The following is a 15,065-nucleotide window of genomic DNA, read 5'->3' as shown; positions in this document are numbered from 1 at the left end:
GCGGCGGTGGTGATCGGGGTGGGTTGCTGGCGCCGAAGGGCGAAGCGTTCCCGGGTTGTTGCAGGCCAGCCGTGAGAGTGGGGGCCGCGAGGGTTTTGCTGTCGAGCGCGAGCACGCCGGCTCTGCATCATGAGCGGGTGCAGGGCGGCGGGCTTAAAACCTCTGTTTTCGTGTGGTCGCCCGGCTGAACGCTGGGTTAGACTCCTGGGCCCTGCCCAACCCGCTCAGTGATGCTTTCCGATGCTCGAACAGTACGTCAAGAAGATCCTCACCTCGCGCGTTTACGACGTTGCCGTAGAAACCCCATTGCAGACTGCCCGCCAGCTCTCCGAGCGGCTGGGCAACAAGATCTGGCTCAAGCGCGAAGACTTGCAGCCGGTGTTCTCGTTCAAGATCCGTGGTGCCTACAACAAGCTGACCCAGCTCAGCGAGGCCGAGCGCGCCCGTGGCGTGGTTACCGCCTCGGCGGGCAACCATGCCCAGGGCCTGGCGCTGGCCGCCAAGGTGCTGGGGGTCAAGGCGACCATCGTGATGCCCAAGACCACGCCGGAAATCAAGGTCGAAGGCGTGCGTTCTCGCGGTGGCAAGGTGGTGCTGCACGGTGACAGCTTCCCGGAAGCACTGGCCTATTCGCTCAAGCTGGTGGACGAGAAAGGCTACGTCTACATCCATCCCTACGACGATCCCCATACCATTGCCGGGCAGGGCACCGTGGCCATGGAGATCCTGCGTCAGCACCCGGGCCCGCTGGACGCGATTTTCGTTCCGGTCGGCGGCGGCGGGCTGATTGCCGGCATCGCGGCCTATGTGAAGTACCTGCGTCCCGAGATCAGGATCATCGGCGTCGAGCCGGATGATTCCAATTGCCTGCAAGCCGCCATGGCCGCCGGCGAGCGGGTGGTATTGCCGACTGTGGGAATCTTCGCCGACGGCGTGGCGGTGGCACAGATCGGCCAGCACACCTTCGACATCTGCAAGGATTATGTCGATGAAGTGATCACCGTCAGCACTGACGAGATCTGCGCGGCGATCAAGGATATCTACGACGATACCCGCTCGATCACCGAACCTGCCGGCGCCCTGGGCGTGGCCGGGATCAAGAAATACGTCGAGCAGCGCGGCGTCAGCGGCCAGGTCCTGGTGGCCATCGACTCCGGCGCCAACGTCAACTTCGACCGCCTGCGCCATGTGGCCGAGCGCGCCGAGCTGGGTGAAGGCCGCGAAGCCATCATCGCCGTGACCATTCCCGAGAAGCCGGGCAGCTTCAAGGCCTTCTGCGAGGCGGTGGGCAAGCGCCAGATCACCGAGTTCAACTACCGCTACAACACCGGCAGCGAGGCGCACATCTTTGTTGGCGTGCAGACCCACCCGGAAAACGATCCTCGCAGCGCCCTGATCGCCAGCCTGAGCGAGCAGGGCTTCCCGGTGATCGACCTGACCGACAACGAACTGGCCAAGCTGCACATCCGCTACATGGTCGGCGGCCATGCCGAGAAGGTCAGCGACGAAGTGGTGCTGCGTTTCGAGTTCCCGGAGCGTCCGGGGGCGCTGTTCAACTTCCTCAACAAGCTGGGCGGGCGCTGGAACATCTCGATGTTCCACTACCGCAACCATGGTGCGGCGGACGGCCGCGTGGTGGCGGGCCTGCAAGTACCGGCCGACGAGCGCCACCTGGTGCCGGCGGCCCTGGAGCAGATCGGTTATCCGTACTGGGATGAAAGCGACAACCCGGCGTACCAGCTGTTCCTTGGCTGAACGACTACGCTGAGGATCGGAGCCTTTAAGGAAGCGATGACATGGAAACACTGACCACGCTGAAGACGCTTCATGTGCTGGCTACCGTGCTGCTGCTGGGCAGTGCGCTGGGTCTGGCGATCTGGGTCTGGCGCCTGCGCCGCCAGGGCGACGCCACCGTTTATACCCGGGTGCTGCAGCGTCCGGGGCTGTTCGGCTGGTTGCTGCTGGCGCTGGGGTTGCTGGCTCTGCCTTTTACCGGGTGGTGGCTGGTGCACCTGATCGGCTGGCCCTTGGGGCAGACCTGGGTCCTGGGTTCCAGCGTGCTCTATACCTTGGGCGCACTGGCGTGGCTGTGGCTGATGGTGCGGCTCAACCGCCTGCGGCTGGCCAAGGTTGCCAGTGGCCTGACCTTCACTCTGGTGCTGGCGGTCTTCAGTGCCGTGTGTTTTGTCGCCATCGCCGGCCTCATGGGTGCCAAGCCGGTCTGATTCCGGTGTAAGCCTTAAGGATTGTCATGAAGGTTGTTCTGGTGGGGGCCACGGGATTTATCGGCCGTCATCTGCTGGCGGCGTTGCATGCCGCCGGCCATCAATTGATCGCCACCAGCCGTTATCCACAGCCCCGGAGCCTGCCCGGGGTGGAGTGGCGACAATTGGATCTCGATCACCTGGGCCGCGAGTCCCGGCCCTTTGTCCTGCCTGCCGATACCGATCTGCTGATCAATGCCGCCGGCCTCTTGAGCAGTGATGCCCAGGCATTGGCCCGGACTCAGGACCAGGGCACTCGGGCGCTGTTCGATCTGGCGGCGGCCCAGGGTGTGCGGGTGCTGCAGATTTCCGCGCTGGGCGCCGGGGCACAGCCCCATGTACCGTTTCTGGCCAGCAAGGCTGCGGCGGATGAATACCTGCTGCGCCTGGCTATCCCGGCGGTGGTGTTGCGGCCATCCCTGGTACTGGGTGCCGGCGGGGCCAGCAGTCGCTGGCTGGCGCGGCTGTCGCCCTGGCCGCTGATCCCGCTGTTGTCGTCCCGGGCGCAGTTGCAGCCCTTGCATGTGGATGACCTGAGCGCCGCGGTACTGGCGCTGCTCAGGCGCTGGCCCGAAGCATCCATGGTGTTGCCGTTGGTGGGCCCCGAGCGGATCACCCTGGCCCAGTTGCTCGATCGCCTGCGGGCGGCCCAGGGCTGGGCTCCAGCGCGTTATTTCCAGCCGCCGTCGATGATCCTGACAATGCTCGCCGGCCTGGGTGATCGCCTGGGCTGGCGGGCCTTGAACGGCCAAAGCTTGAGCATGGCTCGCACCGATAACCTGGCGGACTCCGAGGTCCTGGCGTCGGTCTGTGGTTACCACGCGGCGCCCCTGGCGGCGCGCCTGAATGATTGGCCGCAGGCCGGGCAAAGTACGCAACTGGCTCTGCGTCCCTTGTTGCTGGCGGTGCTGGTGCTGATCTGGCTGGGGACGGCGGCGGTGTGCATCGGTCCCGGTTATGACTGGGGCCTGCGGATCATGGCCGAAGCCGGTGTGCACGGCGCCTGGGCGACACTGGCAGTGGTCGGTGGCTCGCTCTGCGACGCCGTGCTGGGCGCCGGCCTGCTGCTGCGGCGCTGGCGCCGGCGAGCCCTGCAGGCGCAGTTGCTGCTGATGTTCGGCTACACCCTGATCATCAGCCTGATCCTGCCGCATTTCTGGTTTGACCCTTATGCCGCCGTGGCCAAGAACCTGGTGCTGATGGTGGCGACCCTTTGGCTGTTGTGGACCGAACCCCGCCGATGAGCGCTTATCTGCTGTTGAAAACCCTGCACATCCTGTCGTCGACGATTCTTTTCGGCCTGGGTGCCGGTTCTGCCTATTACGCGTTACGGGCCTGGCGCAGCGGCAAGGTGCAAGTGATCGCCGTGACTTTCAGGCACCTGGTATTCGCCGACTGGGCCTTCACCGCCACCACGGCGGTATTCCAGCCCTTGAGTGGCTTGGGGCTGGTGCACCTGGCGGGCTGGCCGATCCAGCAGGCCTGGCTGATGTGGAGCCTGGGGCTGTATGTACTGGCGGGGCTGTGCTGGCTACCGGTGGTCTGGTTGCAGATCCGGGTGCACAAGATGGCCGAACAGGCGCTGTGCGATGGCACGCCGATGCCGCTCAAGGCCAGCCTTTATATGCGCTGGTGGTTTGCCTTGGGCTGGCCGGCGTTTCTGGCCTTCATGGTGATTTTCTACCTGATGGTGGCCAAGCCGGCCTGAAGGCCTGTCGCCGCTGCCCGGGGCACGAGCCAGCCCCAGGCGCGCAAGCCCTGGCCGCGGCAAGCGGTCTTGGGCTTGCGCGGCTTTCAGTGGCGGTGACGGCGATTTCAGTCACGCAAGCTGATGACCTGCCAGCCGCGCTTCTCGGCTTCGGCCCGCAGGTTCGGGTCGGGATCGACAGCCACCGCAGTGGTCACTTGCTCCAGCAGCGGCAAGTCGTTCATCGAGTCGCTGTAGAAGTGGCTGCCCTCGAGGCTGTAGCCGGTTTCTTCCAGCCAGCGGTTCAGGCGCGTGACCTTGCCCTCGCGAAAGCACGGTACGTCGGTGCTGCGCCCGGTGTAGCGGCCATCCTGCATTTCGCATTCGGTGGCGATCAGGGTTTCAACCCCCAGGCGCTCGGCGATAGGGGCGGTGACGAAGCGGTTGGTGGCGGTGATGATCACCAGCTTGTCGCCGGCGTCCCGGTGCCTGGCCAGTAGCGCCAGGGCCTTGGGCAGGACGATGGGCTCGATGCAGTCGCGCATGAAGTCGCGGTGCCATTGTTCGAGCACGGCCATCTCGGTGCGGCCGAGGATTTCCAGGCAGAAGTTCAGGTACGCGGCGTTGTCCAGCTTGCCGGCCAGGTAGTCCTGGTAGAACTCGTCGTTACGGGTCTTGTAGGCGATCGGGTCGAGGAAGCCTTTCTCGCACAGGTAATCGCCCCAGGCGTGGTCGCTGTCGCCGCCCAGAAGGGTGTTGTCCAAGTCGAATAAAGCCAGACGCATTGCAGTTACTCACTGAAAAGTCGCTGAAAAAGGTGCCCAGAATACGGTCTTTTCACAAGAGTGCACATAAGGTAAGCAGCCTCGTTGCTGCATTCCCAAGCTTTGTGGAACAATGCGGCGACATGCGTTTGCGAGGTTGTAGCCGTGATCGACCCCGATGGTTTCCGCCCCAATGTCGGGATCATTCTGACCAATGATGCCGGACAGGTGCTATGGGCTCGCCGTATCAATCAGGACGCCTGGCAGTTTCCTCAAGGGGGCATCAACCCCGACGAGACGCCGGAAGACGCCTTGTACCGCGAGTTGAACGAAGAAGTGGGCCTGGAGCGCGAAGATGTGCAAATTCTCGCCTGCACCCGGGGCTGGTTGCGCTATCGTTTGCCGCAACGTCTGGTCAGGACCCACAGCCAGCCGCTGTGCATTGGCCAGAAACAGAAATGGTTTCTCCTGCGCCTGATTTCCAACGAACAGCGGGTGCGGATGGATTTGACCGGTAAACCGGAGTTCGATGGCTGGCGCTGGGTCAGTTATTGGTATCCGTTGGGCCAGGTGGTGACATTCAAGCGCGAAGTGTATCGCCGCGCTCTCAAAGAGCTTGCCCCGCGCCTTTTAGTGCGCGACTGACGACGGAGTTCGACCCCGAGCCATGCTCAATACGCTGCGCAAGATCGTCCAGGAAGTTAACTCCGCCAAGGATCTCAAGGCGGCGTTGGGGATTATTGTATTGCGCGTCAAAGAGGCCATGGGCAGCCAGGTCTGCTCGGTCTACCTGCTGGACCCGGAAACCAACCGTTTCGTGCTGATGGCCACCGAGGGCTTGAACAAGCGCTCCATCGGCAAGGTCAGCATGGCCCCCAACGAAGGCCTGGTGGGCCTGGTGGGCACTCGGGAAGAACCCCTCAACCTGGAAAACGCCGCCGATCACCCGCGCTACCGCTACTTCGCCGAAACCGGTGAAGAGCGATATGCCTCGTTCCTCGGCGCGCCGATCATTCACCACCGCCGGGTGGTGGGTGTGCTGGTCATCCAGCAAAAGGAGCGTCGCCAGTTCGACGAAGGCGAAGAAGCCTTCCTGGTGACCATGAGCGCGCAACTGGCCGGGGTTATCGCCCATGCCGAAGCCACGGGCTCGATCCGTGGCCTGGGCCGCCAGGGCAAGGGCATCCAGGAAGCCAAGTTCGTCGGCGTACCGGGCTCCCCCGGCGCGGCGGTGGGCAGCGCGGTGGTGATGCTGCCGCCGGCCGACTTGGATGTAGTGCCGGACAAGCACATCACTGACATCGATGCCGAACTGACTCTGTTCAAGAGCGCCCTGGAAGGGGTGCGTGCGGACATGCGTGCGCTGTCGGAAAAACTCGCCACCCAGTTGCGCCCCGAAGAGCGCGCCTTGTTCGACGTCTACCTGATGATGCTCGACGACGCTTCCCTGGGCAGCGAAGTGAAGACCGTGATCAAGACCGGGCAATGGGCCCAGGGCGCGCTGCGCCAGGTGGTCACCGATCACGTCAACCGTTTTGAACTGATGGACGATGCCTACCTGCGCGAGCGGGCCTCGGACGTCAAGGACCTGGGGCGCCGGCTCCTGGCCTATTTGCAGGAGGAGCGCCAGCAGACCCTGGTCTACCCCGACAACACCATCCTGGTCAGCGAAGAGCTGACCCCGGCCATGCTCGGCGAAGTGCCGGAAGGCAAGCTGGTGGGGCTGGTATCGGTGCTGGGTTCGGGCAACTCCCACGTGGCGATCCTGGCGCGGGCCATGGGTATCCCGACGGTGATGGGCCTGGTGGACCTGCCGTACTCCAAGGTCGACGGTATCCAGATGATCGTCGACGGTTACCACGGCGAGGTCTACACCAACCCCAGCGATGTGCTGCGCAAGCAGTTCGCCGATGTGGTGGCGGAAGAGCGGCAACTGGCCCAGGGCCTGGACGCTCTGCGCGATCTGCCCTGCATCACCCCTGATGGCCATCGCATGCCGCTGTGGGTCAACACCGGCCTGCTGGCCGATGTGGCCCGGGCGCAGAAGCGCGGCGCCGAGGGTGTAGGCCTGTATCGCACCGAAGTGCCCTTCATGATCAACCAGCGCTTCCCCAGCGAGAAGGAACAGCTGGCGATCTACCGCGAACAATTGGCGGCCTTCCACCCGCAACCGGTGACCATGCGCAGCCTGGACATCGGTGGCGACAAATCGCTGTCGTATTTCCCGATCAAGGAAGACAACCCCTTCCTCGGCTGGCGCGGCATCCGCGTGACCCTCGACCATCCGGAAATCTTCCTGGTGCAGGCCCGAGCCATGCTCAAGGCCAGCGAGGGCCTGAACAACCTGCGGATTTTGCTGCCGATGATTTCCGGCATCCACGAGCTGGAAGAAGCCTTGCACCTGATCCACCGTGCCTGGGGCGAGGTGCGTGACGAAGGCACCGACGTACCGATGCCACCGGTTGGGGTGATGATTGAAATTCCTGCTGCGGTGTACCAGACCAAGGAACTGGCGCGCCAGGTGGACTTCCTCTCGGTGGGCTCCAACGACCTGACCCAGTACCTGTTGGCGGTGGACCGCAACAACCCGCGGGTTGCCGACCTCTACGACTACCTGCACCCGGCGGTGCTGCAAGCCTTGCAGACCGTGGTCCGCGATGCTCATGCCGAAGGCAAGCCCGTGAGCATCTGTGGCGAAATGGCCGGTGATCCGGCAGCGGCAGTGCTGCTGATGGCCATGGGTTTTGACAGCCTGTCGATGAACGCCACCAACTTGCCGAAAGTGAAGTGGATGCTGCGTCAGGTCAGCATGACCAAGGCCAAGGAGCTGCTGGCAGAAATGATGACCATCGACAACCCGCAAGTTATCCACAGCTCGCTGCAACTGGCGCTGAAGAAACTCGGATTGGCGCGGATGATCAACCCGGCGTCAAGCAAGACCCTGTAATCGAGGTGTCTTCTTCGCCGGCAAGCCGGCTCCTACAAAGGCCTGTGTAGGAGCCGGCTTGCCGGCGAACGCTTCAAACCCTCAGCTCGACCTCTCCCAGATGCCCGCCATACGGGCCGAAACTGCGCTCCAGCAGATGCCGTGAACCGTCGGCGTTGACGATCAATGCCGTGCTTGCTCGGGTGCCGTAGCTGGGGCTGGCGATGAACACACTGGACAGCAGGTTTTCCGTGGCCAGCCCGACTCCGGTATCGGGCAGCTCGGCATAAGGCGCGGTCTGCGGGTCGCTCAACAGTGCCAGCAGGGCCTCGGGCTGGGGATCATGCAGCACCGCTTGCAGCGCAGCCCTGGCCTTGAGCAGCTTGGGCCAGGGCGTATCCAGCCCGGCATTGGACAAACCGTAGACACCGGCTGCAAGGCGCTGGGGCTCAACGGCCTGGGCGTTGTAGTGCCACAGCTGGTCCGTGGTCCCCAGCAGCAGGTTGAACCCGGCGTACTCCACCGAGCGTCCCACCACATCGTGCAGATAGTCTTCCAGGGGAATGCTGCCGGCGAGAAAGCGCGCCACCAACTCGCCGCGGGAGCGTCGCGCCGGGGGCTGGTGGGGGTTTCGGATATTGGTCAGGGCGGCGAAGCGGCCATCGGCCCCCACGCCGAGCCAGGTGCCACCGGCCTCCAGATCGCGGCCGGCGTGGATCTGTGGCGATTCCGGCCATTGTGCCAGCGGCAGGCTGGGCCGGGCATAGAACTCGTCACGGTTGGCCGCGACGATCAACGGCTGCGGATGACCCGGTCGCCAGGCGAAAACGATCAAGCACATGAAGGTGGCCCCCTGTGTGTTTTGGCTCACTTTACCCACAGAACCGACGGGTATCCATCGCCATTCAGTGGAGTCCAAGGCGGCGCATCCGTTACCATGCCGGTCTATTTTTCGGATGCTCCCATGGAATTTCTGCTCTATCTGCTGTTGGGCGCCTGTGCCGGGGTGCTGGCCGGGTTGTTCGGTGTGGGCGGCGGGATCATCATTGTCCCGGTGCTGGTATTCAGTTTCACCCTGCAGGGGTTCGATGCCTCGATACTGACCCACCTGGCGGTCGGTACGTCGCTGGCCAGCATCATCTTCACCTCGATCAACTCCGTACGCGAACACCATCGCCGTGGTGCGGTGCGCTGGCCGATCTTTGCCTGGATGACGCTTGGCATCCTGCTGGGGGCCGGGTTCGGAGCGCTGACCGCCGAGGCCATTTCCGGCCCGCACTTGCAGAAGATCATTGGTGTCTTCGCTTTGGTGATCGCCCTGCAAATGACCCTGGAGCTCAAGCCCAAGGCCAGTCGCCAGGTGCCCGGAAAACTGGGCTTGGCCGCGGTCGGCAGTGTGATCGGCTGGGCTTCGGCGATTTTCGGTGTGGGTGGCGGCTCGCTGACGGTGCCGTTCCTCACCTGGCGCAGCGTGCCGATGCAGCAGGCCGTGGCCACGTCCTCGGCCTGTGGTTTGCCCATCGCCCTGGCCAGCGCCTTAAGTTTCATGATTCTGGGCTGGCATGATCCGCTGCTCCCGGCCCATAGTCTGGGTTTCATTTATCTGCCGGCGCTGTTGGGCATCGCCCTGACCAGCATGGTGTTTGCCCGTATTGGCGCGCGCCTGGCCCATAGGCTGTCGCCGCGTTTGTTGAAGAGGCTGTTTGCCGCACTGCTGTTCTGTGTGGGGCTCAGTTTCCTGTTCTGAGTGCTGCCGCAATCCTGGCTTAATCCTGGCGTGACAGGTTTGCCCGGGAATTTAGAGTTCTAACCCTTACGAGGAGTCGCAATGCTGCCTTACCCGCAGATTGATCCGGTGGCCCTGGCCATCGGCCCGCTGAAAATCCACTGGTACGGCCTGATGTACCTGATCGGCATCGGCGGAGCCTGGCTGCTGGCGTCGCGCCGGCTGAACCGCTTCGATCCGACCTGGAGCAAAGAGAAGCTCTCGGACATGGTGTTCTGGATGTCCATGGGGGTGATCGTCGGCGGACGCCTGGGTTATGTGCTGTTCTACGACCTGAGTGCCTACCTGGCCAATCCGACCCTGATTTTCGAGGTGTGGAAGGGCGGCATGTCGTTCCACGGTGGTTTTATCGGCGTGATGCTGGCGGCCTGGTGGTTCGGCAAGCGCAACAACAAGACCTTCTTCGAACTGATGGACTTCGTCGCCCCGATGGTGCCGATCGGCCTGGGTGCCGGGCGGATCGGCAACTTCATCAACGCCGAACTGTGGGGCAAGCCGACCGATCTGCCCTGGGCGATGATCTTCCCGCCGTTCAGCGACCCGTCGCAGTTGCCCCGTCACCCTTCGCAGCTCTACCAGTTCGCCCTGGAAGGGGTGGCCCTGTTCGCGATCCTGTGGCTGTTCTCGCGCAAACCCCGGCCGACCATGGCGGTTTCCGGTATGTTCGCCCTGTTCTACGGGATCTTCCGCTTTATCGTCGAGTTCGTCCGGGTGCCGGACGCGCAACTGGGCTATCTGGCGTGGAACTGGTTGACCATGGGTCAGGTTCTTTGCGTGCCAATGATTCTCGGCGGCCTGGGGCTGATCTGGCTGGCGTATCATCGCGCTCCGGCCAAGAGCGCGGCGCAATAAATTCGAACCCCGGGACGCAGGTCCCGGGTTCAAGGATGCAGGTACTTCATGAAGCAATATCTTGATCTGGTGGCCCACGTCATCAACAACGGCACCAAGCAGGCCAACCGCACCGGTGTGAACACCATCAGCTTCCCCGGGGCGATGCTGCGCTACGACCTCAAGGAAGGTTTTCCGGCCATCACCACCCGCAAGATGGCCTTCAAGTCAGCCATCGGCGAGATGGTCGGTTTCCTGCGCGGGGTGAACAACGCTGCGCAGTTTCGCGCCCTGGGCTGCAAGGTCTGGGACCAGAACGCCAACGAAAACGCCCAGTGGCTGGCCAATCCGTTCCGCCAGGGTGATGACGACCTGGGCGAGATCTATGGCGTGCAATGGCGCAAGTGGCCGGCCTACAAGCAGATCAAGACCAGCAACCAGGCGGCCATCGACCTGGCCCTGAGCCAGGGCTACCGGCAGATCGCCGCGGGTGAGGAAGAGGGCCAGGCCTACGTGGTGCTGTACAAGGCCATCGACCAGGTCCGCCAGTGCGTCGACACTATCATCAACGACCCAGGCAGCCGGCGGATCCTGTTCCACGGCTGGAACTGCGCGCAGCTGGACGAAATGGCCCTGCCGCCGTGCCACCTGCTGTATCAGTTCCACCCCAATGTCGAGACCCGGGAAATCTCCCTGACCCTCTACATCCGCTCCAACGACCTGGGCCTGGGCACGCCGTTCAACCTCACCGAAGGGGCTGCGCTGTTGAGCCTGATCGGCCGCCTGACCGGCTACACTCCGCGCTGGTTCACCTATTTCATCGGTGACGCCCACGTCTACGAGAATCACCTGGACATGCTCAACGAGCAGCTCAAGCGCGAGCCGTTCCCGATGCCCAAGCTGGTGATTTCCGAGCGCGTGCCGGAGTTCGCCAAGACCGGTCAGTACCAGCCGGAGTGGCTGGAATTGATCGAGCCGAGCGACTTCTCCCTGGAAGGCTATGAGCACCATGCGCCGATGACGGCGCCGATGGCGGTCTAAGCGATTCTTCGGCAGTACCCGAGGGCCGCGCAGCAGACACTGCGCGGCCCTTGTCGATTCACCCCGTTGCCTTTTTCGACCTTGCCCGGGAGGTATTCCGGGTATTGCCGTGCCTGGCGGGCGACTACGCTCCTGGGGGCGGCCCTGCGAGGCGCGGGGTGTTGTCCTTGTGATAGTGAGCGTGAGCCCTGTATGGAAGAACTCAATCGCAGCCTGTTCCTGCTCATCAATGCCAGTGCCGAGGCGTCGTTGCCGGTGCGTGAGCTGGCGGTTTTCCTTGCGCAAGGGTTGGTCCTGAGCGTACCGCTGCTGCTCCTGGTGTTCTGGGTCTTCGGCGATCGACGCCAGCGCATGATCGTCCTGCTGGCGACCCTGAGCATCGTCTTCGCCCTGGCCTGCAATCTGTTGATCCGCGAGCTGTGGTTCCACCCGCGGCCCTTCATGCTGGGCCTGGGGCAGAATTTCCTGGCCCACGCCCCCGGCGCCTCGTTTCCCAGCGACCACGCCAGCGGCATGTTCGCCATGGCCTTTGCGTTGATCCTCGCGTCACTGCGCAAGACCGGTGGGGTGATGCTGGCCCTGGCGTTCCTGGTGAGCTGGGCGCGGGTCTACCTGGGGGTGCATTTCCCTTTCGATATCCTTGGCGGTTGCCTGGTGGGGCTGTTCAGCGCCTGGCTGGTGCGTCGGAGCATGATCTGGCGGCAGCTGGACCAGCGTTTGCTGGCGCTGCTGGAGGGGATCTATCACCGCCTGATACCGATGGGACGCCAGGGTTCTTGAAGCCGTGAGGCCTGAGCTGCGGGCTCAATGCCCGTGGCTGCGCCCGACATGGGAGGGCTCGGCCTCGCTGGGGGCCACCGAGCCGCTGACCTCCAGGCGCTGGAGAATCCCGCAGTGGTCCAGGTCCGGCTCTTCGCCACAGCGCTGACGCAGGTCCAGCAACTGGGCCTGGAGCACCAGCAGCCCGTCGATGCGCGCCTTGACGTGGTGGATATGCTCGTCGATCAGGGCGTTGACGCTGGCGCATTGCCCTTCGGGGCTGTCTCGCAGGTTCAACAGGCTGCGGATTTCCTCGAGGGTCATGTCGAGACTGCGGCAGTTGCGAATGAAGGTCAGGCGCTCGGTATGGGCCTGGGTGTAGAGGCGGTAGTTGCCTTCGCTGCGGGCCGGCTCCGGCAGCAGCCCCTCGCGCTCGTAGTAACGGATGGTCTCGACCTGGCAGTCGGTGAGTTTCGCCAGTTCGCCAATCTTCATTGTCGTCGTCTCCGAATAGGGGCTTGACCCTATAGTGGCTACAGGGTGTTCACTTGGCAACAAGCACCTTAATTCGGAAGGGACCCTAATGAGCGATTCTCTCCACAGCCCGCGCAAAACCGCGGATCAGCAGCCCCAGGCTGATCACGATCACGATCACGATCACGATCACGATCACGACCACGGTCACAGCCATGGCCCCAGCCATTCCCAGGCACCCGCGGGCAAGTTGCAGCCGGTCAAGGCGCACGATCATGCCGCCCACGGCGCATCCTGCTGCGGTTCCGCTGGCCTGGCGCCGTCCAGGGTCACCTTGAGCGAGACCCCGACCGCCGGCGCGCGCCTGAGCAGCTTCCGCATCGAAGCCATGGATTGTCCCACCGAGCAGACCCTGATCCAGAACAAGCTGGGCAAGCTGGCCGGGGTCCAGGCGCTGGAGTTCAACCTGATGAACCGCGTGCTGGGGGTGACCCACGACCTGCCGGACACGGCGCCGATCATCGCGGCGGTGAAATCCCTCGGCATGCACGCCGAGCCCCTGAACCCAAGTTCGGACGCCGCGCCGGCAGTTGCGGCGCCGGTGAAAAAGCCCTGGTGGCCGCTGGCCCTGTCCGGGATCGGTGCCCTGGCGGCCGAAGTCATCCATTTCACCAATGCTGCCCCCGATTGGGTGATCGCGCTGGTAGCCCTGGTGTCGATCCTCAGTGGCGGCCTGGGTACCTACAAGAAGGGCTGGATTGCCCTGAAGAACCGCAACCTCAACATCAATGCCCTGATGAGCATCGCCGTCACCGGCGCGGTGCTGATCGGCCAATGGCCGGAAGCGGCGATGGTGATGTTCCTGTTCACCGTGGCCGAACTGATCGAAGCCCGCTCTCTGGACCGTGCTCGCAACGCCATCAGTGGCCTGATGCAGATGACCCCGGAACAGGTCACGGTGCAACAGGCGGACGGCAGCTGGCGTGAGCAGGAGGCAAAAAGCGTCGAGCTGGGCGCGCGGGTTCGGGTCCGGCCCGGCGAGCGCATTGGCCTGGACGGCGAAGTGCTGTCCGGCAACTCCACCATCGACCAGGCACCGATCACCGGTGAAAGCCTGCCCGTGGAAAAGACCGTGGGCGACAAGGTCTTCGCCGGCACCATCAACCAGGCCGGCTCCCTGGAGTTCCGGGTTACCGCGGCCGCCAACAACTCGACCCTGGCGCGCATCATCCACGCCGTGGAACAGGCCCAGGGCGCCCGGGCACCGACCCAGCGCTTCGTCGACAGCTTCTCGAAGATCTATACCCCGGCGGTGTTCGCCTTTGCCCTGGGCGTGGCGCTGATTCCGCCCCTGTTCATGGCCGGTGCCTGGTTCGACTGGATCTACCGTGCCTTGGTGCTGCTGGTGGTGGCCTGCCCGTGTGCCCTGGTGATCTCCACCCCGGTGAGCATTGTCAGCGGCCTGGCCGCGGCGGCGCGCAAGGGCATCCTGGTCAAGGGCGGGGTCTACCTGGAGGGTGGCTACAAGCTCGACTACCTGGCCCTGGACAAGACTGGCACCATCACCCACGGCAAGCCGGTGCAGACCGACTTCCTGCCCCTGGATCCGCTCGCCGAAGACTCGGCGCCCGCCCTGGCCGCCAGCCTGGCCGGGCGTTCCGACCACCCGGTGTCCCTGGCCATTGCCCAGGCGGCTGTGGATAAACAGCTGGCGATGCACCCTGTGGATAACTTCGAGGCCCTGACCGGCCGAGGGGTGCGCGGTGAAATCAACGGTGAGCTGTACCACCTGGGCAACCACCGCCTGGTGGAAGAGCTGGGCCTGTGCTCGCCTGCCCTGGAAGAAAAGCTCTTCGCCCTGGAGAAGCAGGGCAAGACCGTGGTCCTGCTGCTGGATCGCAACGGCCCGCTGGCCCTGTTCGCCGTGGCCGACACCGTCAAGGAGTCCAGTCGCGAAGCCATCCAGCAGCTGCATGAGCTGGGAATCAAGACCCTGATGCTGACGGGCGACAACCCGCATACGGCCCAGGCGATTGCCGCCCAGGTAGGCATCGACCAGGCCCGGGGCGACCTGTTGCCTACCGACAAGCTGCAAGCCATCGAAACCCTGTACGCCGAAGGCCACCGGGTGGGCATGGTGGGCGACGGGATCAACGACGCCCCGGCCCTGGCCCGCGCCGAGATTGGTTTTGCCATGGCAGCGGCGGGCACCGATACCGCTATCGAGACCGCCGATGTGGCCCTGATGGACGACGATCTGCGCAAGATCCCGGCGTTTATCCGCCTGTCGCGCCAGACCTCGGTGGTCCTCAAGCAAAATATCGCTCTGGCGCTGGTCATCAAGGCGATCTTTCTTGGGGTAACCTTTGCCGGACTGGCCACCATGTGGATGGCAGTATTCGCCGACATGGGGGTCAGCCTGTTGGTGGTGTTCAACGGCTTGCGCCTGCTGCGCAAATAGCCAGGGCAGCGGCGAGCTACAAGCTGCAAGCGATCGAGGTGAGAGTCAGCGTGATGAACCTACAAGGACCTG

14 protein-coding genes are annotated in these 15,065 nt (G+C 63.9%); 11 read left to right on the top strand and 3 right to left on the bottom strand.

Annotated elements, in window-relative coordinates:
* Positions 1–240: 240 nt before the first annotated feature.
* From ilvA to ACZ5BO_RS33285, 4 genes are read left to right on the top strand one after another with little or no spacing between them, the layout of a single operon-like run.
* On the top strand, positions 241–1,755 hold the full coding sequence (gene ilvA / locus ACZ5BO_RS33300; RefSeq protein ID WP_025130978.1) for a threonine ammonia-lyase, biosynthetic: 1,515 nt from the start codon (positions 241–243) through the stop codon (positions 1,753–1,755).
* A gap of 41 nt (positions 1,756–1,796) precedes the next feature.
* The gene (locus ACZ5BO_RS33295) at positions 1,797–2,225 is read left to right on the top strand and encodes a DUF2269 family protein (protein WP_025130979.1); all 429 of its coding nucleotides are present in this window, start codon (positions 1,797–1,799) and stop codon (positions 2,223–2,225) included.
* A gap of 26 nt (positions 2,226–2,251) precedes the next feature.
* Positions 2,252–3,508 carry an SDR family oxidoreductase gene (locus ACZ5BO_RS33290; RefSeq protein WP_464697552.1) on the top strand — a complete coding sequence of 419 codons (1,257 nt, stop codon included), beginning with the start codon at positions 2,252–2,254 and terminating at the stop codon, positions 3,506–3,508.
* Positions 3,505–3,972, top strand: a complete 468-nt coding sequence (locus tag ACZ5BO_RS33285; protein WP_464697551.1) for a DUF2269 family protein — start codon at positions 3,505–3,507, stop codon at positions 3,970–3,972. The genes ACZ5BO_RS33290 and ACZ5BO_RS33285 overlap by 4 nt, the downstream gene beginning before the upstream one ends.
* Before the next feature lie 107 nt (positions 3,973–4,079).
* On the opposite strand, the gene ACZ5BO_RS33280 is transcribed toward ACZ5BO_RS33285, so the two are convergent.
* On the bottom strand, positions 4,080–4,736 hold the full coding sequence (locus ACZ5BO_RS33280) for a histidinol-phosphatase (RefSeq protein ID WP_025130982.1): 657 nt from the start codon (positions 4,734–4,736) through the stop codon (positions 4,080–4,082).
* A gap of 144 nt (positions 4,737–4,880) precedes the next feature.
* On the opposite strand from ACZ5BO_RS33280, the gene ACZ5BO_RS33275 reads away from it, so the two are divergent.
* Together ACZ5BO_RS33275 and ptsP are read left to right on the top strand one after the other, a co-directional pair.
* On the top strand, positions 4,881–5,360 hold the full coding sequence (locus ACZ5BO_RS33275; protein WP_011064073.1) for an RNA pyrophosphohydrolase: 480 nt from the start codon (positions 4,881–4,883) through the stop codon (positions 5,358–5,360).
* A gap of 22 nt (positions 5,361–5,382) precedes the next feature.
* A complete protein-coding gene (ptsP, locus tag ACZ5BO_RS33270) occupies positions 5,383–7,662 on the top strand; it encodes a phosphoenolpyruvate--protein phosphotransferase (RefSeq protein ID WP_025130983.1) in 2,280 nt (759 codons plus the stop codon).
* Positions 7,663–7,735: 73 nt separating this feature from the next.
* Here the strand turns inward: ptsP and ACZ5BO_RS33265 are convergent, their stop codons facing one another.
* On the bottom strand, positions 7,736–8,482 hold the full coding sequence (locus ACZ5BO_RS33265) for an NRDE family protein (RefSeq protein WP_464697550.1): 747 nt from the start codon (positions 8,480–8,482) through the stop codon (positions 7,736–7,738).
* A gap of 123 nt (positions 8,483–8,605) precedes the next feature.
* Between ACZ5BO_RS33265 and ACZ5BO_RS33260 the strand changes: the two genes are divergently transcribed.
* From ACZ5BO_RS33260 to ACZ5BO_RS33245, 4 genes are all read left to right on the top strand, one after another.
* Positions 8,606–9,388, top strand: coding sequence for a sulfite exporter TauE/SafE family protein (locus tag ACZ5BO_RS33260; RefSeq protein WP_025130985.1), 783 nt, complete (start codon positions 8,606–8,608; stop codon positions 9,386–9,388).
* 81 nt (positions 9,389–9,469) lie between these two features.
* Positions 9,470–10,279: a prolipoprotein diacylglyceryl transferase gene (gene lgt / locus ACZ5BO_RS33255; RefSeq protein ID WP_025130986.1), complete on the top strand. Its 810-nt coding sequence runs from the start codon at positions 9,470–9,472 to the stop codon at positions 10,277–10,279.
* Between the two features lie 48 nt (positions 10,280–10,327).
* Positions 10,328–11,299 (top strand): thymidylate synthase, encoded by a 972-nt coding sequence (locus ACZ5BO_RS33250; RefSeq protein WP_025130987.1) that lies wholly within the window; start codon positions 10,328–10,330, stop codon positions 11,297–11,299.
* Between the two features lie 192 nt (positions 11,300–11,491).
* On the top strand, positions 11,492–12,079 hold the full coding sequence (locus ACZ5BO_RS33245) for an undecaprenyl-diphosphatase (RefSeq protein ID WP_464697549.1): 588 nt from the start codon (positions 11,492–11,494) through the stop codon (positions 12,077–12,079).
* A 24-nt stretch (positions 12,080–12,103) separates the two neighbouring features.
* On the opposite strand, the gene cadR is transcribed toward ACZ5BO_RS33245, so the two are convergent.
* Positions 12,104–12,553 carry a Cd(II)/Pb(II)-responsive transcriptional regulator gene (gene cadR / locus ACZ5BO_RS33240; RefSeq protein WP_464697548.1) on the bottom strand — a complete coding sequence of 150 codons (450 nt, stop codon included), beginning with the start codon at positions 12,551–12,553 and terminating at the stop codon, positions 12,104–12,106.
* Between the two features lie 88 nt (positions 12,554–12,641).
* Here cadR and ACZ5BO_RS33235 point away from each other — a divergent pair, with 88 nt between their 5' ends.
* Positions 12,642–14,993, top strand: coding sequence for a heavy metal translocating P-type ATPase (locus ACZ5BO_RS33235; protein ID WP_464697547.1), 2,352 nt, complete (start codon positions 12,642–12,644; stop codon positions 14,991–14,993).
* Positions 14,994–15,065: the final 72 nt, after the last annotated feature.

The sequence above is a fragment of the Pseudomonas sp. FFPRI_1 genome, from assembly GCF_055384485.1.
The sequence above is the reverse complement of the archived record's forward strand: the minus strand, read 5'-3'. Positions and strand labels throughout refer to the sequence as shown.

Bases quoted from the DNA above. Each gene is read 5' to 3' on its own strand.
- ACZ5BO_RS33285 (WP_464697551.1), top strand. From the start codon at position 3,505: ATGAGCGCTTATCTGCTGTTGAAAACCCTGCACATCCTGTCGTCGACG.
- ACZ5BO_RS33290 (WP_464697552.1), top strand. From the start codon at position 2,252: ATGAAGGTTGTTCTGGTGGGGGCCACGGGATTTATCGGCCGTCATCTG.
- lgt (WP_025130986.1), top strand. From the start codon at position 9,470: ATGCTGCCTTACCCGCAGATTGATCCGGTGGCCCTGGCCATCGGCCCG.
- ACZ5BO_RS33250 (WP_025130987.1), top strand. From the start codon at position 10,328: ATGAAGCAATATCTTGATCTGGTGGCCCACGTCATCAACAACGGCACC.
- ptsP (WP_025130983.1), top strand. From the start codon at position 5,383: ATGCTCAATACGCTGCGCAAGATCGTCCAGGAAGTTAACTCCGCCAAG.
- cadR (WP_464697548.1), bottom strand. From the start codon at position 12,553: ATGAAGATTGGCGAACTGGCGAAACTCACCGACTGCCAGGTCGAGACC.
- ilvA (WP_025130978.1), top strand. From the start codon at position 241: ATGCTCGAACAGTACGTCAAGAAGATCCTCACCTCGCGCGTTTACGAC.
- ACZ5BO_RS33295 (WP_025130979.1), top strand. From the start codon at position 1,797: ATGGAAACACTGACCACGCTGAAGACGCTTCATGTGCTGGCTACCGTG.
- ACZ5BO_RS33280 (WP_025130982.1), bottom strand. From the start codon at position 4,736: ATGCGTCTGGCTTTATTCGACTTGGACAACACCCTTCTGGGCGGCGAC.
- ACZ5BO_RS33265 (WP_464697550.1), bottom strand. From the start codon at position 8,482: ATGTGCTTGATCGTTTTCGCCTGGCGACCGGGTCATCCGCAGCCGTTG.
- ACZ5BO_RS33260 (WP_025130985.1), top strand. From the start codon at position 8,606: ATGGAATTTCTGCTCTATCTGCTGTTGGGCGCCTGTGCCGGGGTGCTG.
- ACZ5BO_RS33245 (WP_464697549.1), top strand. From the start codon at position 11,492: ATGGAAGAACTCAATCGCAGCCTGTTCCTGCTCATCAATGCCAGTGCC.
- ACZ5BO_RS33235 (WP_464697547.1), top strand. From the start codon at position 12,642: ATGAGCGATTCTCTCCACAGCCCGCGCAAAACCGCGGATCAGCAGCCC.